Origin of the sequence: Sporosarcina limicola, assembly GCF_014873855.1 — a bacterium.
In the GTDB taxonomy this organism is placed as follows: Bacteria; Bacillota; Bacilli; order Bacillales_A; family Planococcaceae; genus Sporosarcina; species Sporosarcina limicola.
Genome location: NZ_JADBEL010000018.1, coordinates 30,453 through 54,413 on the forward strand (window position 1 = coordinate 30,453; position 23,961 = coordinate 54,413).

Genomic DNA, 23,961 nt, shown 5'->3' on the forward strand with positions numbered 1-23,961 from the left:
GAAAAGGTTATGAAAGGCGGACACTATTTATGGATTTAACAAACCCTACAACAGAAAATGTCACGTATATGATTGAACAGATTAAAGAAAAACTTCGCATGGTCAATGTAGATGCAATGAAAGCAGAAAATTTCAGTACTTCACAATACGAAGATCTACATTATATGTATAAAATGGTCATAAAGCGTAAAAAAATCACACCTAATGAAATGCAAGCCATCGCAGCAGAGCTCGGTTCACTTAGAAAGTAAAGTGATACCATCAATGTGTCATAAACGATAACCTTACTGACTGTCGTTAATCCTTGTATAGGCTAACGGCAGTCGGCAAGATACCTAGTGAATAAAAAATCAAACAAAAAAGGATTCGACGGTTTCATTTCAAACCGTCGAATCCTTTTTATTTTGAATAGATATCATTCAAGTTTAGTACCATCTTGTAGAACCAGTGGCTGGATAAGAACTTCAACTCGGCGGTTTTTACTTCTACCTTCCGATGTATCATTTGGCGCAATCGGATGGAACTCACCATATCCTTTAGCACTAAATAATAAGGGGTCAATTTCATCACTTCTCATGATACTTCTCATGAAATTAACTGCCCTCATGACACTGAGTTCCCAGTTTGATTGAAATTCAGTATTTTGAATCGGTACAGTATCTGTATGCCCTGTAACGACAATCTGCCGCGGTTCGTCAAATACTAAAAGCTCTGCAATATCATCTGCAATGCCCAAGTATTCTGACTTGATGGTCGCATGTCCAGGACTAAAGAGAATACTGTCTCGAATCGTTACCAGCAATCCTTCATCCGTAAGCTTTGTCTCGAATAAATTTTCCAATTTGTTTTCCGCAATATATTCATCCACTCGATCCTGAATCTCGCTAAGTGATTTTTGATCCTCTAGATAGGATAAATTCTCCTCATCCTCTGGTTCTTTTATAGTGGGGATAGGAGTCGTTATTGGAGCTGCATGATCCATCACTCCTTGCCCTCCATCAAAAATTTCATTGAAAACTGAGGATATTTGATTGAATTTATTGACATCGAGCGTACTAGACGCAAATAGCACGATAAAAAGTGCTAGGAGAAGAGTTAGAAGGTCGGCATATGGTAACAGCCATGATTCATCTACTTTGTAAGCCTCTTTTTTTTTCTTACGTCTCTTCGACAAACTTGCCCGCCTCCTTGTCAACTGAATTCGTAGCTGCAAGTTTTCGACGCTCTTCTACTGATAGATAAGATGAAAGCTTCTGTTCGATAACACGCGGTGCTTCCCCTTCTAAAACTGAAAGGATCCCTTCAATCATCATCATCTTCTGTCTTACTTCTTCACTCGATTTCCGCTTCAACTTATTCGCAAATGGATGCCACAGCACGTATCCTGTGAAAATACCAAGTAACGTGGCGATAAACGCAGAGGATATTGCATGACCTAATAAAGTGAGGTCACTTAGATTCTTAAGTGCTGCGATAAGTCCCACTACTGCACCGAGAACCCCGAGCGTTGGTGCATACGTTCCCGCCTGTGAAAATATGAGGGCCCCTACTGCATGACGGTCTTCCATTGCATCAACTTCCTCGGTAAGGACATCGCGAATATAATCGGCATTCTGTCCATCAATCGCGAGACCAAGACCATTTTTCAAAAAGGGATCTTGAATTTCATCCGTTTTTGCCTCAAGTGAAAGTAACCCCTCACGTCGTGCAGTATCTGCCCAACCAGAAAACATTCGGATGACGTCGGAATCCGAAACTAGTTTCTGTTCTTTAAAAAGTACTCCGAACAGTTTTGGTACACGTTTCAATTCATTCATTGGGAATGCGATAATGACAGATGCTATCGTCCCGAAAATGATAATAAGAATAGCTGCGACATTAAACAGATTATCTGGTGTAACACCTTTCATAGCCATTCCGACAATGAGGGCAACGAACCCCAGTATAAGACCAAAAACTGTTGATAAATCCATAGTAGACCCTCCAAGTATTACATTCTTGTTTCTTCTACTTATTTCGGCATGATTTTCATTTTCTTTAGACATAATAAAAGAATTAGTACATTAGAGTAGATTTGACTGTCTTAATTTGTCGAATTACTTTATCATTGCGAATCCAGGTGATAAATTGGTACTATAAAACATGATACAGAAAGGAGTAATGAATCATGTCCACATTTCAACAACAGCTATCCAATTATGCTGACCTAGCAGTTAAGGTAGGGGTCAATATACAACCAAATCAATACCTTTACATCAGTGCATCAACAGTAGCAACAGATTTTGTCCGCCTCGTCACAGAAAGAGCTTATGAAGCAGGTGCTCGTCAAGTATTTGTCGACTGGGCAGATGACATCGTTTCCCGATTGCGTTTCGAGAAAGCGCCCGCAGACTCTTTTTCTGAATTTCCTGAGTGGAAAGTAATAGAACGTGAGAGACTTGCCGAAAAAGGTGCTGCATTCATGAGTATCGTTTCTCAAAGCCCTGATCTTTTGAAAGGAATCAATCCTTCCCGTATTAGTGACGCTCAAAAAGCTGCAGGTCAAGCGCTTGATAAGTACCGTCAGTATGTGCAGTCCGACAAAATCAGCTGGACTGTCATCGCTGTCCCATCCGAGGATTGGGCGGCAAAGGTATTCCCTGAAATCACGAAATCGGAACAAGTGCCAGCGCTATGGGATGCCATCCTGAAAGCGGTACGTGCTGACCAAGAAGACCCCGTCCAATCATGGGTCAATCATGACAGTAACTTACATGAAAAAGTCAATTACTTGAATGAAAAACGCTACCGCAAACTTCATTACACAGCTCCAGGCACAGACTTGACAATCGAATTACCTGAAGGCCACTTATGGTGTGGAGCGGGCAGTATCAACGAAAAAGGACATACATTTATGGCGAATATGCCAACAGAAGAGGTATTTACCGTTCCACTGAAAACTGGTGTTAACGGCTATGTATCCAGCACAAAACCATTAAGTTATGGTGGCAATATCATTGATCATTTCAAAATCACTTTCAAAGACGGCCGTATACTAGATGTCGCCGCCGAACAAGGTGAAGAAGTTCTCAAACGTCTTATTGACACTGACGAAGGCGCAAAACACTTAGGCGAAGTAGCACTCGTTCCACATGCTTCACCAATCTCCCAATCCGAGTTACTTTTTTATAATACATTGTTCGACGAAAACGCATCAAACCATCTTGCGATCGGAAGTGCGTATGCATTTTGTATTAAAGGCGGCAAAAAAATGTCACGCGAAGAGCTTGAAAAGAATGGTTTAAATCAAAGCATTACCCATGTCGATTTCATGATTGGGTCTGACAAAATGGATATTGACGGGATTCTTGATGATGGTTCAACTGAAGCTGTATTCCGCAGCGGCAACTGGGCTTTCTAAAAACCGTCACAATTACTAAAAACATTTCTTTATCCCCTTAAAATGCTAAGATTTTTATAGTATAATGAAGTGAGTTGCAAATTATCATTGTAGAGAGGAGTCTTATATATGGGCTTGATGTTCACTACTGTTATTGGTTATGCAATCGTCCTTGGTTTGGCGGCGGTGTTTACCATGCACTATCTTGCAAAGGCTCTCAATTCTGCCGACGCAGAAAGAATCGATCCAAAACCAGAAGTAAAGTTTTAAGAGTTGCCCTTGGGCAGCTCTTTTCTTTATAATTAATTCAATGATTCGCCCCCAACAAGGTCCAACGGCTACTTATGGCGCCATATGCGGTATGTATATGGTTAATCAGATCACTATATGTTGTGGTTTTTAGGACGTTTTTTAAAGGGAACAACCTTTTTGGGGCTTAATCATTCAATTATATTCAATAACACAATCAGAGAGGAGAATACCATGACAATCCTTTCAGAGTTCCTTGAATTCAATGAGGCATTTGTGAATGATAAGCAATATGAGAAGTATGCAACAACAAAGTTTCCCGATAAACGTATTGTTATCTTGACATGCATGGATACTAGATTGACTGAGCTGTTACCCAAAGCGATGGATTTGAAGAATGGCGATGCAAAAATAATCAAAAGTGCTGGCGCAGTCATCACACATCCTTTTGGTGGAATTATGCGAAGTCTAATTTTAGCTGTTTATCAGTTACAAGCTGACGAAGTATACATTATCGGGCATCATGATTGCGGAATGAGTTCCATCGACACAGATATCATCATGGGAAATATGGTTGAACGAGGAATTGATAAGAATCTTTTCAAAACGCTAAAATATTCAGGTATCGACTTGAAGGATTGGCTTCATGGTTTTAGTGATGTAACAGAGAGTGTTAAGATGAGTGTTGAAGCTGTCCGAAATCACCCACTTATGGACAACCAAGTACCCGTCCATGGACTCGTCGCTCACCCTGATACAGGTCGTCTTGAAGTAATTGTGGATGGTTACAAATTTCACACTGAAAATCAAGGGAACATATTTCCCGGGAAATAGACAAAAGCCGATTCCATTCTTACAGGAATCGGCTTTTTATTTTTGCTGACAATTTCCGAAAAGCGGCCTTACCCTTTCAAAATTCGTCTTCAACCACTGCATACATATAATGATCTTCCCAGATACCATTGATATAAAGAAGTCTACGTAATAATCCCTCTTGACAGTATCCTGACTTTTCGAGTACTTTGATTGACCCGATATTACGGGGAGAAACGTATGCCTCGACACGGTGTAAGGCGACTTTCTCAAAAGCGAACTTGGTGACGAGGCGTACCGCTTCTGTGCCGAGACCCCGCCCAATTTCACGTTCATCGATTGAATAGCCTACAAAACCACTTGAGAAAGGTAATCTCTTAATACTGTACAACGAAATATGTCCGATTAACCGACTTGTATTCGAATTAAAGATACCAAAACTATATTCCCTTCGATCCCTCATTTGATAGACAGATTCTCTAATTTTCTCCCTTTGGACGGCTACAGTGAAATATCTCGCCTCATGTCTTGGTTCGAAAATAGACCAATAGTCTTTATTCGCAATGAGCAATTCGGTAAAGTTCGATGCGTCTTCTTCATGTAATACTTGCAGATAACAAGTTTCTCCTTCTAATAGTATCAATGTTTGTTCACCCTTTTACAGAAGTTAGTTCTAGGAACTCCTCGACATCTTTCACACATAACGCAACGCCTTTAGCCCAAAACTCCTGTTTTGTAATATCCTCACCTAGATGCTTCATAGCAAGGTCCTCTACACTCATGACTGCAGTATCGCGTAATAGCGCCATGTACTTCTGTTCAAACCCCTCACCTTCTTCAATTGCTTTTGCGTAAATGCTTAAAGAGAACAAATAGCCAAATGTGTAAGGGAAATTGTAAAAAGGTACGCTTGTGATATAGAAATGAAGTTTTGATGCCCAGAAGTGCGGATGGACTGCCTCAAGAGCATCCCCATATGCTTCTTTCTGTGCTTCCTCCATTAGTTCGTTCAATCTTGCAGCTGGAACGATTCCTTTTCCACGCTCTTCATAAAATCTTGTTTCAAAGAGGAATCTCGCATGAATGTTCATGAAGAATGCCACACTACGCTGAATCTTATCTTCTAGCAATGCAATTTTTTCATCATTTGTCGTTGCCGCTTTTACCGCTGCATCCGCCACAATCATTTCTGCGAATGTTGAGGCTGTTTCTGCTACGCCCATTGCATATTGGCGATTCATCCAATGAACTGGCCTTAGCGCGTATGAGTGGAATGCATGGCCAAGCTCATGTGCAAGTGTCGCAACATTCGACATAGTTCCACTATAGGTCATAAAAATGCGAGACTGCTCGGACATCGGCATCCCTGTACAGAAACCACCTGGGCGTTTGTTTGGACGATTTTCAGCTTCAATCCAACTATCTTCAAATGCTTTTCGTGAGAACGCTTCAAGTTCAGGACCAAACTCACCGAACTGTTTTAAAATGAATTCTGCACCTTCCTGAAATGGCATCTTTTTCGTTGATGCTGTGACAGGTGCGTCCATATCGTACCAGTTCATTTTTTCAGTACCTAGCATTTTCGCTTTAACATTCAAATAATTCACGAATGGTGCTTTTTTTGCGCTGATTGCTCCCCACATTGCATCGAGTGTCTCTTCACTCATTCGGTTACGAAGAAGCGGTTCTTTCAGGACGGAATCCCAGCCACGTTTTTTGTATACTGCAAGTCTGAACCCAGCAAGATGATTTAATGCAGAAGCGAAGAAATCTTCTTTTTCTTCCCAAGCTTCTTCTAATGCTTCAAATGACTTCTTGCGGACATCTGCATTTTCATGCGAACTTAGGTTATTTGCTTGGCCTACGGAGAGCACCTTTTCTTCCCCATCCACTACGAGGTTGATTTTGATATTTCCTACAAGCAAGTCATACAACTGACCCCATCCGTGATAGCCGTCGACACTAAGCGAGGTTATCAAACTCTCTTCCTCTTCGGATAGCTTCAATTCTACTTCCTCACGCCACTCATTTAGAACGAATGAAAATTCCTTTAATCCATCTGCTTCCAAGAGCCTATTCCAAACCTCTTCATCTACCTTAGCAAGCGTCTGCTTGATTTTTAGCATAGCTGTAGAGAATTTTGCTCCTAATGAACCTGTTTCTCCTTGGAGTATCAACGCTTTTTTGTCCGTCGTATCTGCTGCAAGGAAACAACCAATGACAGCGCCTGCCTGGGACATGTGTAAAGCTACTTCTTTGATAGACTCGATAAGATCTTCAACATTTTTTGCAGCGTCGAATGATAAAGGAACTTTGAATGATTCAGCTGCCTCTTCCAATAAACCAATTTTACCATCAACATTATCAAGATGCGTGCGCAATTCCTGCGAACTACTTCCACCTTTGAAGAATACATCAAGATCCCAAATTTCCGAATACATTTTTTTTATCATAATAATCCCCCTTAATCCGTTCATAATTTTCCCAATACACCCGTAATTATACCATGAATCTTCGACTTGCGAAATAATACGTGGATATTTCAATTGTGACGGAAATTTCATACTTTCCTTCGCAGGTTCCACTTTTCCTCTGTATACTATTCAATAGGAGGATTTAAATATGTTTAGAATGATTTTAATGATACTTTCGTTCATTGCAGTTGTAACTCTCAACGTAGTAGCAAATAGTTTTCCTTTAAATGGACAAACGACTGGAGAAATCGCGAGTAAATTACCAGTGCTTTTTACACCAGCAGGGTATGTCTTTTTAATTTGGGCCATCATTTATGCATTACTTGCCTTTTGGCTATACGGTTTTTGGCAGAACAACAAAAAAATTGACCCTATGTTACAAAATCGTAGATCTGCCCTGTTCATATTCAGCTGCCTGCTCAATATCGTTTGGATTCTGCTCTGGCATTATGGCTTTTTCAATTGGACAGTTGTTGTCATGATGGTACTTCTTATGACACTTCTGACTCTTTATTTCACTTATCCAAAAAGGGGACTTCTACTTTTGGGGAGAATGCCCATCGCGGTATATCTAGGATGGGGTTTTATAGCGACAATTGCAAATGTCAGTTATGTCCTAACTCTTCACGAATGGTCAGGCTGGGGGCTAAGCGACCCGTTATGGACCGTAATCTACTTGACCATTGCCGCTACAATCGCTCTCCATTTCCTTTATCATCATGCGGATATAGCGTTAAATATCGTTTTTATGTGGGCGTTCATAGGAATTGCAGTGAAAAACGGCGCGAATGAATTATTCATTTCAGCAGCAGCCCTTTTTCTAACAGCGACCATTGGTATCTTTATTTATTTTACAAGAAAGTCGAAAAAATAAGCCTTGGAATCAGTAAAAGTAGCGAAAGTTAATGCTATATACTCCACTCTTTGTATAAGATGCGTTCACTTCATGCAAGATAGGCAAAAGATTATCTTTTTTCACTATAGTACAATGGAGGTATCTCTATGACTAACAATAAAGTTTTAGCCGCATTATGCTATTTCAGTATTTTCTTTGCACCCTTACTCCTTCCAATCATCGTTTACTTCGTTACAGATGATCGGGAAGTGAAATACCATGCAAAACGTTCGCTCCTTTCGCATCTTATTCCAGTCGTTCTTCTGATTGTAGTGTTTGTCATAATGATTTTTTCAATGATGTCATTTAGGGGCTCTTTTGACGAAATGACAGAAAATAGTTTTAGTTTTTGGCAATTTGCCCCCTTCCTTTTCATGCTTATTTACGGCCTACTCTTTATGATTATCTTTATCTGGAACGTTATTCAGGGCGTAAAAGTATTGAAATGAATGTTTATACTCTCGCTATTTAGGGGAAAACAAGGTATTCGTTACTTAGGGGTGATTTTTAAATGAAGCTAGGTAGAGTACTAAAAACCGCTCTTAAATGGGCTCCAGTCATCTATCCAATTGTTCGAAAAGTGATGGCAAAGAAAAAAAGGGCCAGCACAACCATTCAAAAGAGATAACTTCAAAACCTGCAAACCTTTTTCAAGTTTGCAGGCTTTTTTATGCCATTCAATAATGATATAGTATGGTATGAAAAAGAATGAACGGAAGAAAGGATTTGTGCAAAATGATTGTAAAAACCGAGCAAGAAATAGAAGCTTTTAAAAAAATTGGGCGAATTGTTGCTGAAATTAGAGAAGTGATGAAAGATGCAACGATTCCTGGAAGAACAACCAAGGAAATCGATGAGATTGGCGGACATCTATTCAATGAGAAGGGTGCAATATCCGGACCTATTGGAGAATATGATTTCCCAGGCTATACATGCATCAGCGTCAATCACGAAGTTGCGCATGGGATTCCAGGTTCTCGGGTCATTAAAGACGGTGACCTCGTTAATATCGACGTATCAGGCTCCTATGATGGCTATTTCGCCGATACAGGTATTTCATTTGTCGTTGGAACACCCAATGATAAAAAGCAGCACTTATGTGATGTTGCGAAAAGTGCGTTCGAGCGCGCGATGACAAAAGTAAAAGCAGGCTCTAGTCTAAATCAGATTGGGAAAGCAGTAGAGCGTGAGGCAAAAAGCAATGGCCTACATGTCATCAAAAACTTGACAGGTCATGGCATTGGGAAATCTTTGCATGAAGAACCACAACATATACTTAACTATTATGATGCATGGGATAAGACGCTTCTAAAAGAAGGGATGGTACTCGCAGTCGAGCCATTCATCTCTGAAAGTGCGGAGCATATCATCGAATCTAGGGATGGTTGGACGTTCATCACTCCAGACAAATCCCTTGTCGCACAAATCGAGCATACCATCATCGTCACAAAAGGTGCACCAATTATTTTAACCGAAATTTAAAAAGGGGCAGGCAATCAGTCGCTTCGATGCGCGAATTGGTCGCTTCTGTGCGCGGATTGGTCGCTTCGCGGGTGCAATCGGTCGCTTCGATGTGCGAATTGGTCGCTTCGCGGGCGGAATTGGTCGCTTCGCGGGTGGGATTGGTCACTTCGTAGGCGGAATCAGTCGCTTCGTGGTAAAAGATATATATACTAACGAATTATAGAAGACCCTAAATTTATACTTTCATTTTAAAAAAGGGCTGTGAGGAATATTCCATCGCAGCCCTTTTCCCTTATTTTTTGTTATTCGTTCCGACTGTTTTTGAATTACCTTCTTGTAAGTGTCCTTTATACCACGTTTTCTGAAGTGTTTTGATGCCCTTCGTCAACTTACGGTAATCACGTTCTTCTGCGTAGGACAACAATGTTAATACTTCGCCGTCTTGACCGGCACGACCAGTTCTGCCTGAACGATGTAAATATTGTTCTACCGTATGTGGCACATCGACGTGGATGACATGCGTCAATCCGTCTATATCCAGGCCTCTCGCCGCCAGATCTGTAGCAATTAGGACACGTGTTTTCCCTTTACGGAAATCATCCAATGTCTGCTGACGTTCAAACTTATTCATATCCGAATGCATGACCGCAATCGGCGCGTCACTATATTTCAACTTCATCTCTTTCATGCGGAGCTGGTCGACATTATTGATGAAAGCTAGCGCCCGGATTCCCTTCAAGTGGGAGATTCCGCGTAGCACGTCCGTTTTATCTCGCACATCCGTCTTGACAAAACTATGGATGACTTTACCGGATTTCGGCATATCTTGAGCAGATACTTGAATACGGACGGGATCCTTCATGAACTTACTGGCAACGACTTCAATTTCTTCTGTGATTGTAGCAGATAGAACGGTCACTTGCCTTTCCGGATTCGCCGCTTCAATCATATTTTTCACGCTAACGCGATGATCTTTTGCTAAGAGCTGATCTCCCTCATCCAAGATGATCTGTCGGATATCATACATTTTTAGTTTTTTCGTTTTGACAAGCTCGGCTAGCCTTCCAGGCGTACCAACTACGATTGTTGGCTTCTTCTTCAACTTTTCAATCTGCCGTTGCATATTAGCTCCGCCGATTAGTTGCGTGACAGTGATACTTGTCCCTTCCACCCATTCCCGAATAACATTGACAATTTGCATCGACAACTCCTGGGATGGCGTCATGATTAGCACCTGTGTCTGTTTTTTATCACCTTCAACCATTTGCAGAATCGGTAATACAAACGCTAGTGTCTTGCCTGAACCTGTTGGTGACTCTGCAACGATATCTTTACCAGTAAGCATTTCAGGAATCATTTTCGTCTGAATCGGCATTTCATAGTCGAATTTCCATTTCTCTTTAAATACATCGTCCATTTTTTCTAAGAAGGACATCTTTATCCCCACTTTCACTCTGTTCTTTCAAGTTTATCACAAGATGGGATTCATCACTTCATTTCAGTTGATTTCGTTTATTTATTTGCCGTTGCTGTTGAATTAACTATTTTGAACGCGCACTCTCCTTTTATTCGACATAAAACCGTTAATTCCCCACATCACTTACCAATATGTGCGATAATCGGAATAACAGGTAAAGGGGGAGTATTTCCCCACCCATTCATGGAGGGATTCGGATTGACGATTTTTTTAACAGGCTCCACCGGTTTTCTTGGAGCAAAATTACTGAACAACCTACTTAAAACGACTGACCACACATTATTCGTACTCGTGCGCAATATGGACAAGGCTGAACGTCTAATTGAGAATCTTGCCGGAGATGCTAAAAAAAGAATCAGACTATTACAAGGTGATATTACAGAGCCATTTTGCGGATTGAAAGACGGGGATATCAATGAATTAACAGGAAAAGTTGAACTCTTTTATCATATTGCTGCCCTTGTAAAGTTCGATGAGGAGTTGCGTGAAGAGTTATTCGCGATAAACCATGGAGGAACGGAACACGCGCTGGAGCTTGCAAAGACATTACAAGTGAAGCAGTTTCTTTATATTAGTACCGCCTACACGGTGGGTAAACGCGAGCAAGGTGTTGAATCACTTTACCCTATCGATTCGGACATTCACAATCCCTACGAGGAAAGCAAAGTCCATTCTGAACACCTCGTTCTTTCCTATTCGGATCAGATGGACGTCTCCATTTTACGTCCATCAATCATCGTCGGGGATTCCGAAACGGGTGAAGCGGATTCAGAATTCACGCTTTATGGATTCATGCGAGCGCTCGATGTGTTCAAAAGACGAATATCAAGGAGTTCCGCTAACTCAGATACAATTTATAGGGTACTTGGCAGTAAGCATGCTACGTCAAACCTAGTTCCAGTCAATTATGTCGCCGATATTTTAGCGGTTGCGGCGAAAAAAGCAGAGCCAGGTATGATTTATAATATTACAAACCCATCACCTGCAACAAACTTCGCTATTTTAACACTGATTAAAAACGCACTTGATTTTAATCAACTAGAAATTATTGAAGAGGCGCCACCTGGAACGTTGACTGCCGATGAAGAAAAATTGAACGGAATGATTAGTGTCTTTAATGCCTATTTGTCACGCTCATTCGATTTCGACGACAGTAATACACAACGACTTATTGAAGGTACAGCCATCAGTCACTTAGATTTGTCTGATACGACTATGAAAATAATTATTGACGCATATTTCGACGTATAAGTAGTATTATTTACCAGAATCGTCAATACTTTTTGTCTTTTTTTCGACATTTTGCATTATTTAGAAATTTGATATTTATTTATTACCTCTTTTATCCTATACTATTTATATTAACAATTACTATATTTAGGGATCGTATAGGGATTTCACAAAGGAGGATTTACTATTGAAAAACTCTGTGCGCAATAAACTCATGACACTGGCCTTAATCGTAATTTTGTTTCCACTACTATTTGTCGGTACAATCAATTACTTTATCGCAAAAAGTGAACTGGATAAGACCGGTCGTATCGGCATGCAAAATGGAGTGTATACCCTATTGGACATGATTGAAGAATTGGATGATCAAGTCCAATCCGGTAATCTGACACTTGAAGAAGCACAAGAAAGGGCCAAGACACAAATTATCGGACCGAAAAATGAGAACGACACACGATCAATCGACAACCCAGCAAAATACGGTGAAAACTTTTATTTCTATGTTTTGAGTGAAAATGGGACATTGGAAGCTCATCCCAACATTGAAGGGGAAAATCTATATGATATTCAGACGAAGGATGGGCGTTACTTTGTCCGCGAAGTGATTGATGCTGCAAAGAATGGCGGAGGTTTTGTCGGTTACGATTGGGCAATCCCATCGAACCCAGATATGCAAGCGCCAAAAATCACATACAGTGCATTCGATCCTCGTTGGGAATGGATCATCGCTGCTGGAACTTATGAAATGGACTTCAATGCCGGCGCGAAAAATCTACTCCAGTATACGTTGCTTACTTTACTGATCGCAATTGTCGTCGGTGTCGGCCTTTTCTATATCTTCTCTAATCGAATGACTTCTTACATCATAAAAGTCATGGCCATGACGTCAGATATTGCCAAAGGTAAATTGAGTGGTACGGATATTCCAATCGAATCCCAAGATGAACTAGGAAAACTAGCTATAAATGTGAATAATATGAAGTCTAGTCTGAATGAAATGGTTGGCAATACGCGAGAATCATCCAATAAAATGCGGACGTCTTCTGAAATGCTAAGCGCAATTACTGAACAGACGACTGCATCCGCAGATGAAATTCACCATGCCATCGGTGAAATTACGAAAGGTGCAGTTATCCAATCTGAAGAAGCGGACATCGCTATCAATAAGGTAGACAACTTATCCCAACTCATTTCCAACACGGCATTTCAATATGCCGGCGTGGTTAAAGAGGTTACAAAAATGACTAGTTTTCAAAAAACAGGTAGCGAAAAAGTGAATATACTTGAACGGAATTCAACCGAATTCACTGAAGTGATCAATGGACTTAAAATGAATTTTACACATCTTACTGAACGCATGGGAGAAATTCAAAATATCGTACAAACAATTACATCTATTTCTGCACAGACCAATCTTCTTGCTTTGAATGCCACTATTGAAGCCGCACGCGCGGGTGAACACGGAAAAGGGTTTGCAGTAGTTGCAGAAGAAGTTAGAAAGTTATCTGAGGATACGAACGGGGCGACGAATCGGGTCCGTGATTTGCTCGTTCATATCGAGAAAGAAACAGAAACCTCCGAAGAACATATGTCTCATACACTTGTGCTTTCACAGGGACAAGCTGGAGCTATCCATGAAACAAAAGAAGCATTCACTTATCTATCTGCATCCATTGGTGATATTACTGCCCTTCTCTACTCATTGGAAAATGATATGCATGAGATGGATTCCAATCGGCAAGTTGTGGTTGGTGCCATCAGTCAAATTGCATCCGTCGGCAGCCAATCGGCCGCCGCAACAGAAGAGATCAATGCAGCGTTGGACGAACAGAAGAGTGCCATCAATTCCATCATGCATTCTTCACTTGAACTCCACACTGAAGCGGAACACATGCATGATCTTGTTGAACGTTTCACCTGATACTTGCTGTCCATTAAAAGAGAGTGTCCCAAGTTGGGACACTCTCTTTTTCGAATTAGACCCTTTTCTCCATGTTTCTAGGGGTTCATGGTCACCACTGATTATCTTTATACTTGCGGTAGTAATTAATCTGCCGTGCAAATAAATACAGTTTCCGTTTAAAATGGCGGTCTTTTTTATAGAATAATGGATTGCCAAATTTACCTTGCTTAAGTAACGTCTTCACTTCATTACAGATTTCACGGTTTAAAACGAACTTCTTCAATACAATTTTCGGAACTACTGTGAAAAGGAATGGTTTATCCAATAAAGTCAGAGGCTTCTGTTCGCCATGAATGAGATCGTCCACAAAGTACTTCGCCATATTATGCCCGCAAGCTGTAATATAATAACTCGATCTACCTTGGCGGATATTCACTTCGAATACTTTGAACTTTCCGTCTCTTTTATCGAATTTCAAATCGAAGTTCGCGTAACCTACATAGTGAAGCGCTTCTAGGAAGTCTTTCAGCTTCATCATCATCTCTTCGTCGTATCTTGTGATGAGTGCTGTGTAGTTTCCAATAGCGGTTACGGTATGCTCCTGCAAGACGACTTGTGCGTATGTAATCAGTTCCGCTTTTCCATGGCTGTTCATGTAAAAGACGGAATCCCACATGTATGTATCGTCGCCTGGAATGTAGTCTTGAATAATGAGGTCTTCTTTGTAGCCACTTGCTTTAATCGTCTCTACGACTTTCTGAATTTCATCATACGAATCGACCTTATACACTTTTTGCATACCTGCAAACGGATTCTTGTAATACTCTACACCGTTACTTGGCTTAATAATGACAGGAAATAGGACCTCATCTGCGAAAGGCTTGTCCTCCAGGCAGGAATAAAAGTATGTCGCTGGCGTTTCGATGCCGTGTTCCACACAAAGCTTGTAGAAATTCGATTTAACAAGCAAATCATTCATGAGAGGCTCATCAATATAATTAAATAGGTAGTCGCTTTTTAACGCGTCCGCATTTTCAATTATCATTCGAACATATAAATCATTCGTTCCGATTAGCAACATCTTTTTCCCAGGCTCTGCATACTTCGTCGCAATCTCTTTTAAAAATCTGACAAATACCTGCTTTTCTGGCAGTTTCGGATTGAGTTCGATGCTTTTAATAATTGAACTTAAACTAGTGAATGATAAGGCTTCTTTTCCTACTAGAATCGGTTTAATGCCATACTCTTCATGAAATGAGATGGCCATATTGTAGGCGTTCATATCTGTTCCAATGATGATTGGGATGAATGGATGTTTTGTCATTTTGTCCTCCGACTATTGTATTCTATTGATAAGTGTAGGGCACCTATTTTTCATTGTCAAGAAAGTGACCAGAGACTGGGATTTGGATATGAATTATTCCATTTCACTGATCGAGTATTTTATAATTTCTTCAGTATCAATGGTAGCCTATCCATGCTAACCGTAAAACAGTCTAGACAGTTTTACATCACTTCTTTAGTTAAACTTATAGATAATATACTCTTTTAAATGGTATGATAATTGCATATACTTCCTAAAGGAGTGAGTCACTAATGTCGAAAAGTTATACAAATGTAATAACAGAAAATGCAATTGCAGTTGTCGAGATAGACCATGCACCCGCGAACACATTGTCAACAGCGTGTATTTCCGAACTGAGAATGGTATTTAAAAACCTTGCAAAAGATGATGAGGTAAAAGCGATTATCTTGACCGGTGCAGGACGTTTCTTTGTTGCTGGTGCTGATATTAAGGAATTTATAGATGCATTAGGTGACAAACAGCAAGGACTTGCAATGGCCACAGCAGGACAAGATCTTTGCAACGAAATAGAATGGATGAAGAAACCAGTTATCGCCGCAATTAATGGCGCTTGTCTTGGGGGTGGATTGGAATTGGCTATGGGGTGTCATTATCGAATTACCACACCTACTGCAACCCTTGGATTACCTGAGCTTCAACTTGGACTGATCCCTACATTCGGTGGAACGCAAAGGTTGAGTAGGTTAACAAATACAGCAAATGCCCTGAAACTCATTTTAACAAGTGAACAACTTAGCGGAGAAGAGGCGCTGAAAGAGGGTCTCGTCCAACTTGTTGTTTCTCAAGAGGAACTTTTGCCAACTGCTAAGACGATTGCCAAAGCATTCGTGGATGGTAAAAGTATGACAAGTGTCATGCGGGCTGTCGAATGCATTATCCAAGGAGCTAATGAACCTTTAGCCAATGGATTAGAACGCGAACGCACGCTATTTGCTGAACTATTTTTAACTGATGATGCCAAAGAAGGTATCCAAGCATTTGTTGAAAAAAGAAAACCTATTTTTGAACATTCGTGAAAGAGGGTTGTTATTGATGACACAAGAAGTCCTTTTTTCCATAAATAACCATAGAGTAGGTACGATTCTCCTTAATCGACCAAAAGCATTAAATTCGCTATCCCTTGAGATGGTTCAAGCAATTGGAGTAAAGTTATCAGATTGGACGACAAACGACCGTGTCAAAATCGTCATCATCAAAGGGGCTGGCTCGAAAGGATTATGTGCTGGTGGGGATATAAAAACACTCTATGGAGCAAAAGATAATGAAGAGTGTCTGCAAAAAGCAAATACCTTTTTCACTGAAGAATATCAAACCGATTTGGCCATTGCCCAATTTCCTAAGCCAATCATTGCTTGTTTGGATGGAATTGTCATGGGAGGAGGCGTCGGTTTAACATACGGGGCTAGTACTAGACTTGTCACAGAGCGTACAATTTGGGCAATGCCCGAATTGGCAATCGGTTTTTTCCCAGATGTAGGTGCCGCCTATTTTCTAAATAAAGCTCCCGGGTTTATCGGACGCTACTTAGCTTTAACAGCTATGCAGTTAAAAGCAGAGGATGTTCTTTATATAAATGGGGCGGATCATTTTATACAGCATGAAAAACTTATACTTCTCCTCCATGAATTAGAGGAATCACAAACAGAAACAACAATAGATACACTACTTGAACAATACACGACACCTGCACCTAATGAAGGAAGTCTTGTACGATTGCAAAAGGAAATAGACGACCACTTTTCTTTTACAACAGTAGAGGAAATCTTAGATTCATTGGAAAAAAGCGACACCCCATTTGCGCTAGAAACGAAAGAAACAATGCTTGCAAAATCAGCTATTTCTTTAAAAGTGACCTTAAAACAGTTAATCGAAGGTGAACAAAAAACATTAGAAGAATGTCTTGCGACTGACCTTATTCTCGCAAAGAACTTTATGAAACATGAAGACTTTTTTGAAGGTGTTCGTTCCGTTCTAATCGATAAAGATTTAAAACCAAACTATAAATACCCACATATATCATCTATTACAGATGATATGATTAATCAGTTTTTCATTTCCTAATATAAAAGCCAAAAGCCGAAATCCTTATAAAATGGATTTCGGCTTTTTTTCTAGCTATTAGAACCAGCGTTCCGTAACAACTTTTTTGCGTGTATAAAACTGAACCCCATCTTTACCATTTGTACCAAGGTCCCCATAGAATGAAGCTTTGTTTCCTGCAAAGGAGAAGAACGCCATTGGTGCAGGCACGTTCACATTCACCCCAATCATCCCAGCATCGATTTTGTCACGAAACGTTTGAGCACTTTTACCACTTGCCGTGTAAATAACTGCCCCATTTGCAAATTTTGATTGGTTCGTCAACTCAATGCCTGCCCCCAAATCCTTCACACGTACAATACTCAATACAGGAGCAAAGATTTCTTCCTGCCATATCTTCATGTCTTTGCTCACACTATCAAAAATGGTCGCACCCAGATAATAGCCTACTGCCGGTTCATCTTCCATCTTCCGACCATCCACAATCAACTTAGCGCCATCCGATATACCACTATCTATATAACTAAGCACACGCTCTTTATGCGTTTCGCGAATAAGCGGCCCTACAAAATTCTCTTCATAGCGACCATCTCCGACTTTTAGTTTACGTGTTTCTGAAACGAGTAACTCTATAAAAGCATCTGCCACTTCATCAACGACGGCCACAACAGAGCAAGCCATACAACGTTCACCACTGCTACCAAACGCAGCACCAATGACTCCTTGAACCGTTTTTTCAAGATGACAATCTGGCATGACAACCGCATGGTTCTTTGCCCCCGCCAATGCCTGGACACGCTTGCCATGTTTCGTACCCGTTTCATAAACATGCTTCGCAACCGGCTCTGAACCAACAAAGGAAATCGCTTTAATATCAGGATGCTCTAATAAGCCGTTCACTACTTCTTTTCCACCATGCACTAAGCTCAAGACCCCTTTTGGAAAGCCAGATTCATGAAATAATCTAACAAGCTCCCCTGCTAGTAAAGGCGTGCGTTCAGATGCTTTTAGCACGAATGTATTTCCGCAAGCAATAGCAAGCGGGAACATCCAAAGAGGCACCATCATCGGAAAATTAAATGGTGTTATACCTGCCACAACGCCTAGTGGGTAGCGCCAAATAGACCCATCAATTCCACTGGCCATATTGGGAAGTGCGTCTCCCATCATTAAATTTGGGGCTGATGTAGCAAGCTCTACGACTTCAACCCCTCGCTGAACTTCCCCTCTCGCATCTGTTAGCGTCTTTCCACTTTCCATCGTAATGATTTGCGCTAACTCTTCTTTGTTCGCCTGCAATTTTTGTAAATAAGTGAATAAAAAACGTGCACGATTCGGCACTGGCACATCAGCCCATGTTTCAAAAGCTTTTTTTGCTACTTTCACTGCATGATCCACATCTTTCGTTGTAGAGAGGGGTACATAAGCAATCGTTTCGCCTGTTGCTGGATTAGGAACCGTCTCCGTTTCTGTTCCAGTAGAGGCTACCCATTCTCCATCAATCCAATTTCTGATTTGTTCCATGCTTGTCGTTGTCATTTATACCACTCCTCCTACTGGAAATGCTATTGCTTGTTCTCCAATTCTTTTATACAGGGCTGACATATCCTCATCCCCTAAACCCGCCTGTTCCGCTTCTTCGTAAACTGCGTAAAGCGCTTGACTAATTGGTAGATGCAATCGATTTTCCTCTGCCAATTGCAAGGCAAACCCAACATCTTTTCTTAATAGTTTTAGCGCAAATCCGGGATCATAATTTTCTTTGGCAATAAATGATTTAAAATTACGTTCATAGATTCGACTTTGACCATAACTAACATTCAGCATTTCAAAAAGCTTATCCAGGTCCATTCCATTTTCTTTTGCTAATGTCAATGCTTCACTCACCCCCGCAGTATAAAAGCCGATGAGTAAGTTATTAATCAATTTCGAGATTGTCCCGCCATCGATTCGCTCACTTACATGAAACAAATTCTCCCCTAACAATGAAATGACCGGTAAGGAACGCTCGTATTCCACTGCCGAACCGCCGACCATGAATGTAAGCGACCGATTTTCAGCTCCAATCACTCCACCACTAACCGGTGCGGCTAAAAATGCAATACCTTTAGCTTGTGCTTCCTCACTGATTTGTCGATTCACTGACGGTGATACAGTACTAGTATCCATCAAAAGAATGTGTTTTTCGCTATGTTGAATCAAGCCTTCTTTTCCTAAATAAACTGATTCTACTGCTTCTGACGAAGGTAAACTTGTCAAAATAATATCGCAGCATCCCGCCATTCGGGTTGCGGAGTGACCAATAATTCCACCCGCTTGTTGAAATACTTCTTCTGCTAATTCACTACGATCATTTCCGTAAACCGTAAATCCAGACTCCAGTAAATTTTTCGCCATCGGCATCCCCATGTTCCCCAAGCCAATAACACCAATTTTCTTCATTCTATTCCCCCCATTCAAACGTTGTAACGAGCACCTTCTATTATACTTCGAGCAATTTTCCGCTTCTTTATAAACAAATTACTGTAAATAGGTACAGAAAAATCTTGAATTTCCTTCATCATCCTATCTCGATCAAACTCATCAGTAAGAGCAGCCGAGACAAATGAGATTGCGGCTGATTGCACATGACGATAGCCCTCTTCACAAAGCACATCGGTCATTAACAATTTCCTCTCTTCCTCCAGTTCCCCATTCTTGATCACTGCCTTTTCTGTCCTTACAAGGGTTGACTCCATGATGTATATCCTTATATTCATATTTGCCAGTAATCGTAAATATTCTTGTTCCTCTACAATTGCTTTTTCAAAGGACGGTGTAACTGCTTTCAAAGAAAGTGCAACTAACTCCTTCGCTTTAGTTAAGTAGTCGCCTTGTCGCTCTAGAGCTTGTATGTGACTATTTCCTTTGCCTGCGTCTGGCCATAATTTCTCTTTTTTTATTTTTTTTAGTAGCCCCTTAGCAATTGTAAGACGATTAATTTCATTCGTCCCTTCAAAAATTCGATTAATTCGGGCATCACGATATAAGTTTTCTACTTCATACTCTTGCATATAGCCATATCCCCCGTGAATCTGTACCGCCTCATCCACAATATAATCAAGAGATTCCGAACTATTCACTTTATTCACAGCGCAATCAATCATATAATCAGCGACAACGTTTACAAATTCTTCTGTTGACTCAACCGACTGCAACGCGTCATCCATTGCCCCCACTGTACGATATGCCGCACTTTCTGCTCCATAAATTCGAACTGCCATATTCGCTAATTTCTCCTGAGTCATCGTAAAATCGACCAATGCTGTTTGAAACTGCTTGCGTTGTTTCGCATAAGTAACTGCCAGATGCAACGCACGCTTTGCCGTTCCAATATTGGCAAACGCAAGTTTTAAACGAGCCATATTTAAAATATTTAAAGCGATATGATGACCTTTTCCAATTTCCCCCAAGACATTTTCAGTCGGTATCATCACATCTTCTAAAATAAGGGTCGCGGTAGATGAACCACTAATCCCCATCTTTTTTTCTTCAGGACCAACGGAAACTCCTTCAAATGTTCGCTCTACGATAAACGCAGTCATGCCATCAGCTGTCTTCCCAAATACTACATAGCAATCGGCAAGTTGAGCATTGGTGATCCATTGCTTTTCACCGTTTAATATCCAACCTGTTCCTTCTTTATTCAAAACGGCAGATGTTTTGCTATTCAACGCATCTGACCCTGCGTTTGGTTCTGTTAAGGCATAAGCACCGATCCATTCACCACTTGCGAGTTTAGGCAGATACTTTCCCTTTTGAGCTTCTGTGCCGAAGTAGACATACGGTAAAGTGCCAACACCTACATGAATATTAAACGAAACACTAAATGACCCTGCTGCTCCCATTATTTCTGCAACGAGACCCGCAACTTTTTTCCCTAAATCAAAACCGCCGTATGCCTCCGGAACTTCGATGCCAAGAAGACCAATTTCGCCCGCTTTTTCAAAAAGTGAACGTGTAATTGGCCTATTCTTTTCCGATTGGGGCTTTGCATCTAGCTTAATAAATTGTTTGGTTGTTTTTGCAATCATATTCTCGTCGTCTGTGAAATCTTCTGGTGTGAAATAGACGCCATCTACTGCATCGGAGTCCAACATTGGATGTCTTGTTCGCTCCATTTTCATTCTCCCTCCATTTAGTGCTATATAGTGCTATGATCGTGCTAACTATATTGTATGTATTCTACTTTTTAGAAAGACGATGATGCAGTATTTAGCAGGTCATCGTCCTCATTATTTTTTCACTGCTCTTTTGTTAATACCGTCTTTGCAATTGAAACATCTAATGCCTCAAATTTATCATAAGAAATTGTTTCGTATAACTCACTTCTTGTTTGCATATCAGGCAACGCTTTTTCTTGCGACCCTTGATTGATAATTTCCGCATAGACACGTTCAAACGCTTTTGCCGCGACCCTTAAGGATGTGACTGGATAAATAACCATCTGAAAGCCCATCTTTGCAAATTCTTCAGCACTGTAATAGGGCGTTTTACCAAACTCTGTCATATTCGCAAGTAAAGGTATCGGAATTTCCTTGGCAAAGAGTTGAAATTCACCTTCTGATTGTAAGGCTTCCGGGAAAATAGCATCTGCTCCCGCTTCAGCATAGGCTTTCGCTCGATCGATCGCCTTATCCAATCCCTCCACCGCACGTGCATCTGTTCTAGCAACAATAAGAAGAGTAGGTGCCACTTGTTTAATCACTTTAATTTTTTGCACCATTTCTTCTGTAGAAACCAAGTTTTTACCATTTAAATGGCCGCATTTCTTAGGTAATTGTTGATCTTCTATTTGGACCGCTGCGACTCTTGCTTCTACCATTTCACATGCCGTCCTCGCGACATTTAAGACACCGCCAAATCCCGTATCTATATCAACAAGCAACGGTAAATCAGTTGCCCGCACTAAATCCCGCGCACGCTCCGCAACTTCACTTGACGTCACAATTCCTAAATCGGGTAACCCACGGCTAGCCGTATAGGCAGCACCGGATAGATAGAGTGCAGAAAACCCAGCATTTTTTGCGACTAGCGCCGCCATTGCATCATGCGCCCCAGGAATTTGAAGGATTTCTGATGTCTTCATAAGTGAGCGGAAATTCTTTGACAAGTCTTCTTGTGATGACTGCTGATTAACTATCCATGCCATTGGTATACTTCTCCTCTCTCATTGCAAAAATAAGTCGACGAACTCTTTTACATTCATCTTTCCTAAATCTTCCTGATTTGCACATGCTGCTTCTATTTCTACTTGATGCTTTTGTGAGAAATGTGTCATAAGTGTAGCCGAAAACTTTTCCTCTATTTTAGGAATGGCTTCTTCTCTTCTGAAACGATGGCCTAACGGATATTCGATTACCACTTTCTCCGTTGTTGAGCCATCTTTGAATTTAATTTGAATAGCGTTGGCGATTGAGCGCTTGCTCGGATCAAGATAATCTTTACTGTATTGCTTGTCTTCTACAACGACCATTTTATTTCTTAACAGGTCGATTCGCAAATCACTCGCGACTTCATCTTCATAATGATCCGCAACAACGTCCCCATATAATAAACCAAGCGCCGTAATATACTGTATGCAATGGTCACGGTCAGCTGGATTGTTGAGCGGACCCACTTTGTCGATTATTCGGATAGCAGATTCATGTGTTGTAATCGTTATTTTTTCAATGTCATCCATACGTTCCTTAAGGTGAGGATGTAGAATAATTGCACATTCAGCTGCAGTCTGCGCATGAAACTCTGCTGGATATGACACTTTAAACAAAATATTCTCCATCACATAGGCATCCAAAGGCCGTGCCAATGTTAGTTCCTTTTGTTTGAATAATACATCCTGGAATCCCCATCCTGGAGCAGTTAGTGCTGTTGGGTAACCCATTTCTCCTGTCATTGCCATCATTGCCAAACGAACCCCTCTACTCGTTGCATCACCTGCCGCCCACGACTTTCGTGAACCTGTATTAGGTGCATGTCGATACGTTCTGAGACTAGCTCCATCAATCCAAGCATTCGTTAACGCGTTGTTTATTTCTGTACGCCCACCACCAAGCATTTTAGTAACTACTGCTGTTGTAGCAATCTTTACAAGATGAACATGGTCTAGTCCAACTCGATTCAAACTGTTATCTAAGGCCAGTATACCTTGTATTTCATGTGCCTTAATCATCATTTCCAACACATCACGAACGACAAATGGCGTCTTTCCTTCCGCTAGGCGAACGCGGCTTAGGTAATCTGCTGTTGCTAATATCCCACCTAAATTATCAGAAGGATGTCCCCACTCAGCAGCTAACCATGTATCATTATAATCAAGCCACCTAATCATACAACCTATGTCGAAAGCACCTTTGACTGGATCCAGTACAAACGGTGTGCCAGGTACACGACTGCCATTTGGAACGACTGTCCCCGGAATTATCGGGCCCAGTAACTTTGTGCACTCCGGATAATTTAATGCTAATATTCCACAGCCAATTGTATCTAGTAGTACATGATGAGCGGTCTTAAAGGCTTCCGTACTTGTAATCTCTTTATTTAATACATAGTCTGTTATTTCCTCTATAAGTGTATCTGTCTTCTTTTGTTGCTCTATTTTCAGCATCTAACTCTTCCTTTCCGCTTACAAA

At 40.9% G+C, this 23,961-nt stretch carries 22 protein-coding genes; 11 read left to right on the forward strand and 11 right to left on the reverse strand.

Features of this window, described 5'->3' with window-relative positions; genetic code table 11:
- Positions 1–29 precede the first annotated feature (29 nt).
- Complete coding sequence (locus H4683_RS14605) at positions 30–251, forward strand: DUF1128 domain-containing protein (protein ID WP_192599562.1); 222 nt, start codon at positions 30–32, stop codon at positions 249–251.
- A 164-nt stretch (positions 252–415) separates the two neighbouring features.
- On the opposite strand, the gene motB is transcribed toward H4683_RS14605, so the two are convergent.
- A complete protein-coding gene (gene motB / locus H4683_RS14610; protein WP_192599563.1) occupies positions 416–1,174 on the reverse strand; it encodes a flagellar motor protein MotB in 759 nt (252 codons plus the stop codon).
- Complete coding sequence (motA, locus tag H4683_RS14615) at positions 1,158–1,973, reverse strand: flagellar motor stator protein MotA (protein ID WP_192599564.1); 816 nt, start codon at positions 1,971–1,973, stop codon at positions 1,158–1,160. Before motA ends, motB begins: the two co-directional genes overlap by 17 nt.
- Before the next feature lie 194 nt (positions 1,974–2,167).
- On the opposite strand from motA, the gene H4683_RS14620 reads away from it, so the two are divergent.
- From H4683_RS14620 to H4683_RS14630, 3 genes are all read left to right on the forward strand, one after another.
- Entirely contained in the window at positions 2,168–3,400 is a 1,233-nt protein-coding gene (locus tag H4683_RS14620) for an aminopeptidase (protein ID WP_192599565.1), read from the forward strand.
- Between the two features lie 108 nt (positions 3,401–3,508).
- On the forward strand, positions 3,509–3,649 hold the full coding sequence (locus tag H4683_RS14625) for a hypothetical protein (protein ID WP_192599566.1): 141 nt from the start codon (positions 3,509–3,511) through the stop codon (positions 3,647–3,649).
- A 213-nt stretch (positions 3,650–3,862) separates the two neighbouring features.
- Positions 3,863–4,462 carry a beta-class carbonic anhydrase gene (locus tag H4683_RS14630; RefSeq protein WP_192599567.1) on the forward strand — a complete coding sequence of 200 codons (600 nt, stop codon included), beginning with the start codon at positions 3,863–3,865 and terminating at the stop codon, positions 4,460–4,462.
- Positions 4,463–4,538: 76 nt separating this feature from the next.
- Here the strand turns inward: H4683_RS14630 and H4683_RS14635 are convergent, their stop codons facing one another.
- Positions 4,539–5,084: a GNAT family N-acetyltransferase gene (locus H4683_RS14635; protein WP_192599568.1), complete on the reverse strand. Its 546-nt coding sequence runs from the start codon at positions 5,082–5,084 to the stop codon at positions 4,539–4,541.
- Positions 5,085–5,091: 7 nt separating this feature from the next.
- Positions 5,092–6,894 (reverse strand): M3 family oligoendopeptidase, encoded by a 1,803-nt coding sequence (locus H4683_RS14640; RefSeq protein WP_192599569.1) that lies wholly within the window; start codon positions 6,892–6,894, stop codon positions 5,092–5,094.
- Between the two features lie 169 nt (positions 6,895–7,063).
- On the opposite strand from H4683_RS14640, the gene H4683_RS14645 reads away from it, so the two are divergent.
- From H4683_RS14645 to map, 3 genes are all read left to right on the forward strand, one after another.
- On the forward strand, positions 7,064–7,789 hold the full coding sequence (locus H4683_RS14645) for a tryptophan-rich sensory protein (protein ID WP_192599570.1): 726 nt from the start codon (positions 7,064–7,066) through the stop codon (positions 7,787–7,789).
- Between the two features lie 128 nt (positions 7,790–7,917).
- A complete protein-coding gene (locus H4683_RS14650; RefSeq protein ID WP_192599571.1) occupies positions 7,918–8,259 on the forward strand; it encodes a magnetosome magnetite crystal formation protein family in 342 nt (113 codons plus the stop codon).
- Positions 8,260–8,545: 286 nt separating this feature from the next.
- Positions 8,546–9,292, forward strand: coding sequence for a type I methionyl aminopeptidase (gene map / locus H4683_RS14655; RefSeq protein WP_192599572.1), 747 nt, complete (start codon positions 8,546–8,548; stop codon positions 9,290–9,292).
- A 274-nt stretch (positions 9,293–9,566) separates the two neighbouring features.
- Here map and H4683_RS14660 read toward each other — a convergent pair whose 3' ends face one another.
- On the reverse strand, positions 9,567–10,709 hold the full coding sequence (locus H4683_RS14660; RefSeq protein ID WP_192599573.1) for a DEAD/DEAH box helicase: 1,143 nt from the start codon (positions 10,707–10,709) through the stop codon (positions 9,567–9,569).
- Positions 10,710–10,949: 240 nt separating this feature from the next.
- Here H4683_RS14660 and H4683_RS14665 point away from each other — a divergent pair, with 240 nt between their 5' ends.
- Positions 10,950–12,002 (forward strand): SDR family oxidoreductase, encoded by a 1,053-nt coding sequence (locus H4683_RS14665; RefSeq protein WP_192599574.1) that lies wholly within the window; start codon positions 10,950–10,952, stop codon positions 12,000–12,002.
- A 166-nt stretch (positions 12,003–12,168) separates the two neighbouring features.
- Complete coding sequence (locus H4683_RS14670) at positions 12,169–13,902, forward strand: methyl-accepting chemotaxis protein (protein WP_225942114.1); 1,734 nt, start codon at positions 12,169–12,171, stop codon at positions 13,900–13,902.
- Positions 13,903–13,993: 91 nt separating this feature from the next.
- Here H4683_RS14670 and H4683_RS14675 read toward each other — a convergent pair whose 3' ends face one another.
- Positions 13,994–15,208 carry a carboxylate--amine ligase gene (locus H4683_RS14675; RefSeq protein WP_192599575.1) on the reverse strand — a complete coding sequence of 405 codons (1,215 nt, stop codon included), beginning with the start codon at positions 15,206–15,208 and terminating at the stop codon, positions 13,994–13,996.
- A gap of 272 nt (positions 15,209–15,480) precedes the next feature.
- On the opposite strand from H4683_RS14675, the gene H4683_RS14680 reads away from it, so the two are divergent.
- Both H4683_RS14680 and H4683_RS14685 read left to right on the forward strand, forming a co-directional pair.
- Entirely contained in the window at positions 15,481–16,266 is a 786-nt protein-coding gene (locus tag H4683_RS14680) for an enoyl-CoA hydratase-related protein (RefSeq protein ID WP_192599576.1), read from the forward strand.
- 16 nt (positions 16,267–16,282) lie between these two features.
- Positions 16,283–17,311: an enoyl-CoA hydratase/isomerase family protein gene (locus H4683_RS14685; RefSeq protein WP_192599609.1), complete on the forward strand. Its 1,029-nt coding sequence runs from the start codon at positions 16,283–16,285 to the stop codon at positions 17,309–17,311.
- Between the two features lie 57 nt (positions 17,312–17,368).
- Here the strand turns inward: H4683_RS14685 and H4683_RS14690 are convergent, their stop codons facing one another.
- The 5 genes from H4683_RS14690 to H4683_RS14710 all read right to left on the reverse strand — a co-directional run bounded on the left by H4683_RS14690 (position 17,369) and on the right by H4683_RS14710 (position 23,936).
- Positions 17,369–18,829, reverse strand: a complete 1,461-nt coding sequence (locus tag H4683_RS14690; RefSeq protein ID WP_192599577.1) for a CoA-acylating methylmalonate-semialdehyde dehydrogenase — start codon at positions 18,827–18,829, stop codon at positions 17,369–17,371.
- Positions 18,830–19,732 (reverse strand): NAD(P)-dependent oxidoreductase, encoded by a 903-nt coding sequence (locus H4683_RS14695; RefSeq protein WP_192599578.1) that lies wholly within the window; start codon positions 19,730–19,732, stop codon positions 18,830–18,832. It lies immediately after the preceding gene.
- 14 nt (positions 19,733–19,746) lie between these two features.
- On the reverse strand, positions 19,747–21,450 hold the full coding sequence (locus tag H4683_RS14700; RefSeq protein ID WP_192599579.1) for an acyl-CoA dehydrogenase family protein: 1,704 nt from the start codon (positions 21,448–21,450) through the stop codon (positions 19,747–19,749).
- A gap of 122 nt (positions 21,451–21,572) precedes the next feature.
- Complete coding sequence (gene prpB / locus H4683_RS14705; RefSeq protein ID WP_192599580.1) at positions 21,573–22,481, reverse strand: methylisocitrate lyase; 909 nt, start codon at positions 22,479–22,481, stop codon at positions 21,573–21,575.
- An 18-nt stretch (positions 22,482–22,499) separates the two neighbouring features.
- Complete coding sequence (locus tag H4683_RS14710; RefSeq protein WP_192599581.1) at positions 22,500–23,936, reverse strand: bifunctional 2-methylcitrate dehydratase/aconitate hydratase; 1,437 nt, start codon at positions 23,934–23,936, stop codon at positions 22,500–22,502.
- Positions 23,937–23,961 lie beyond the last annotated feature (25 nt).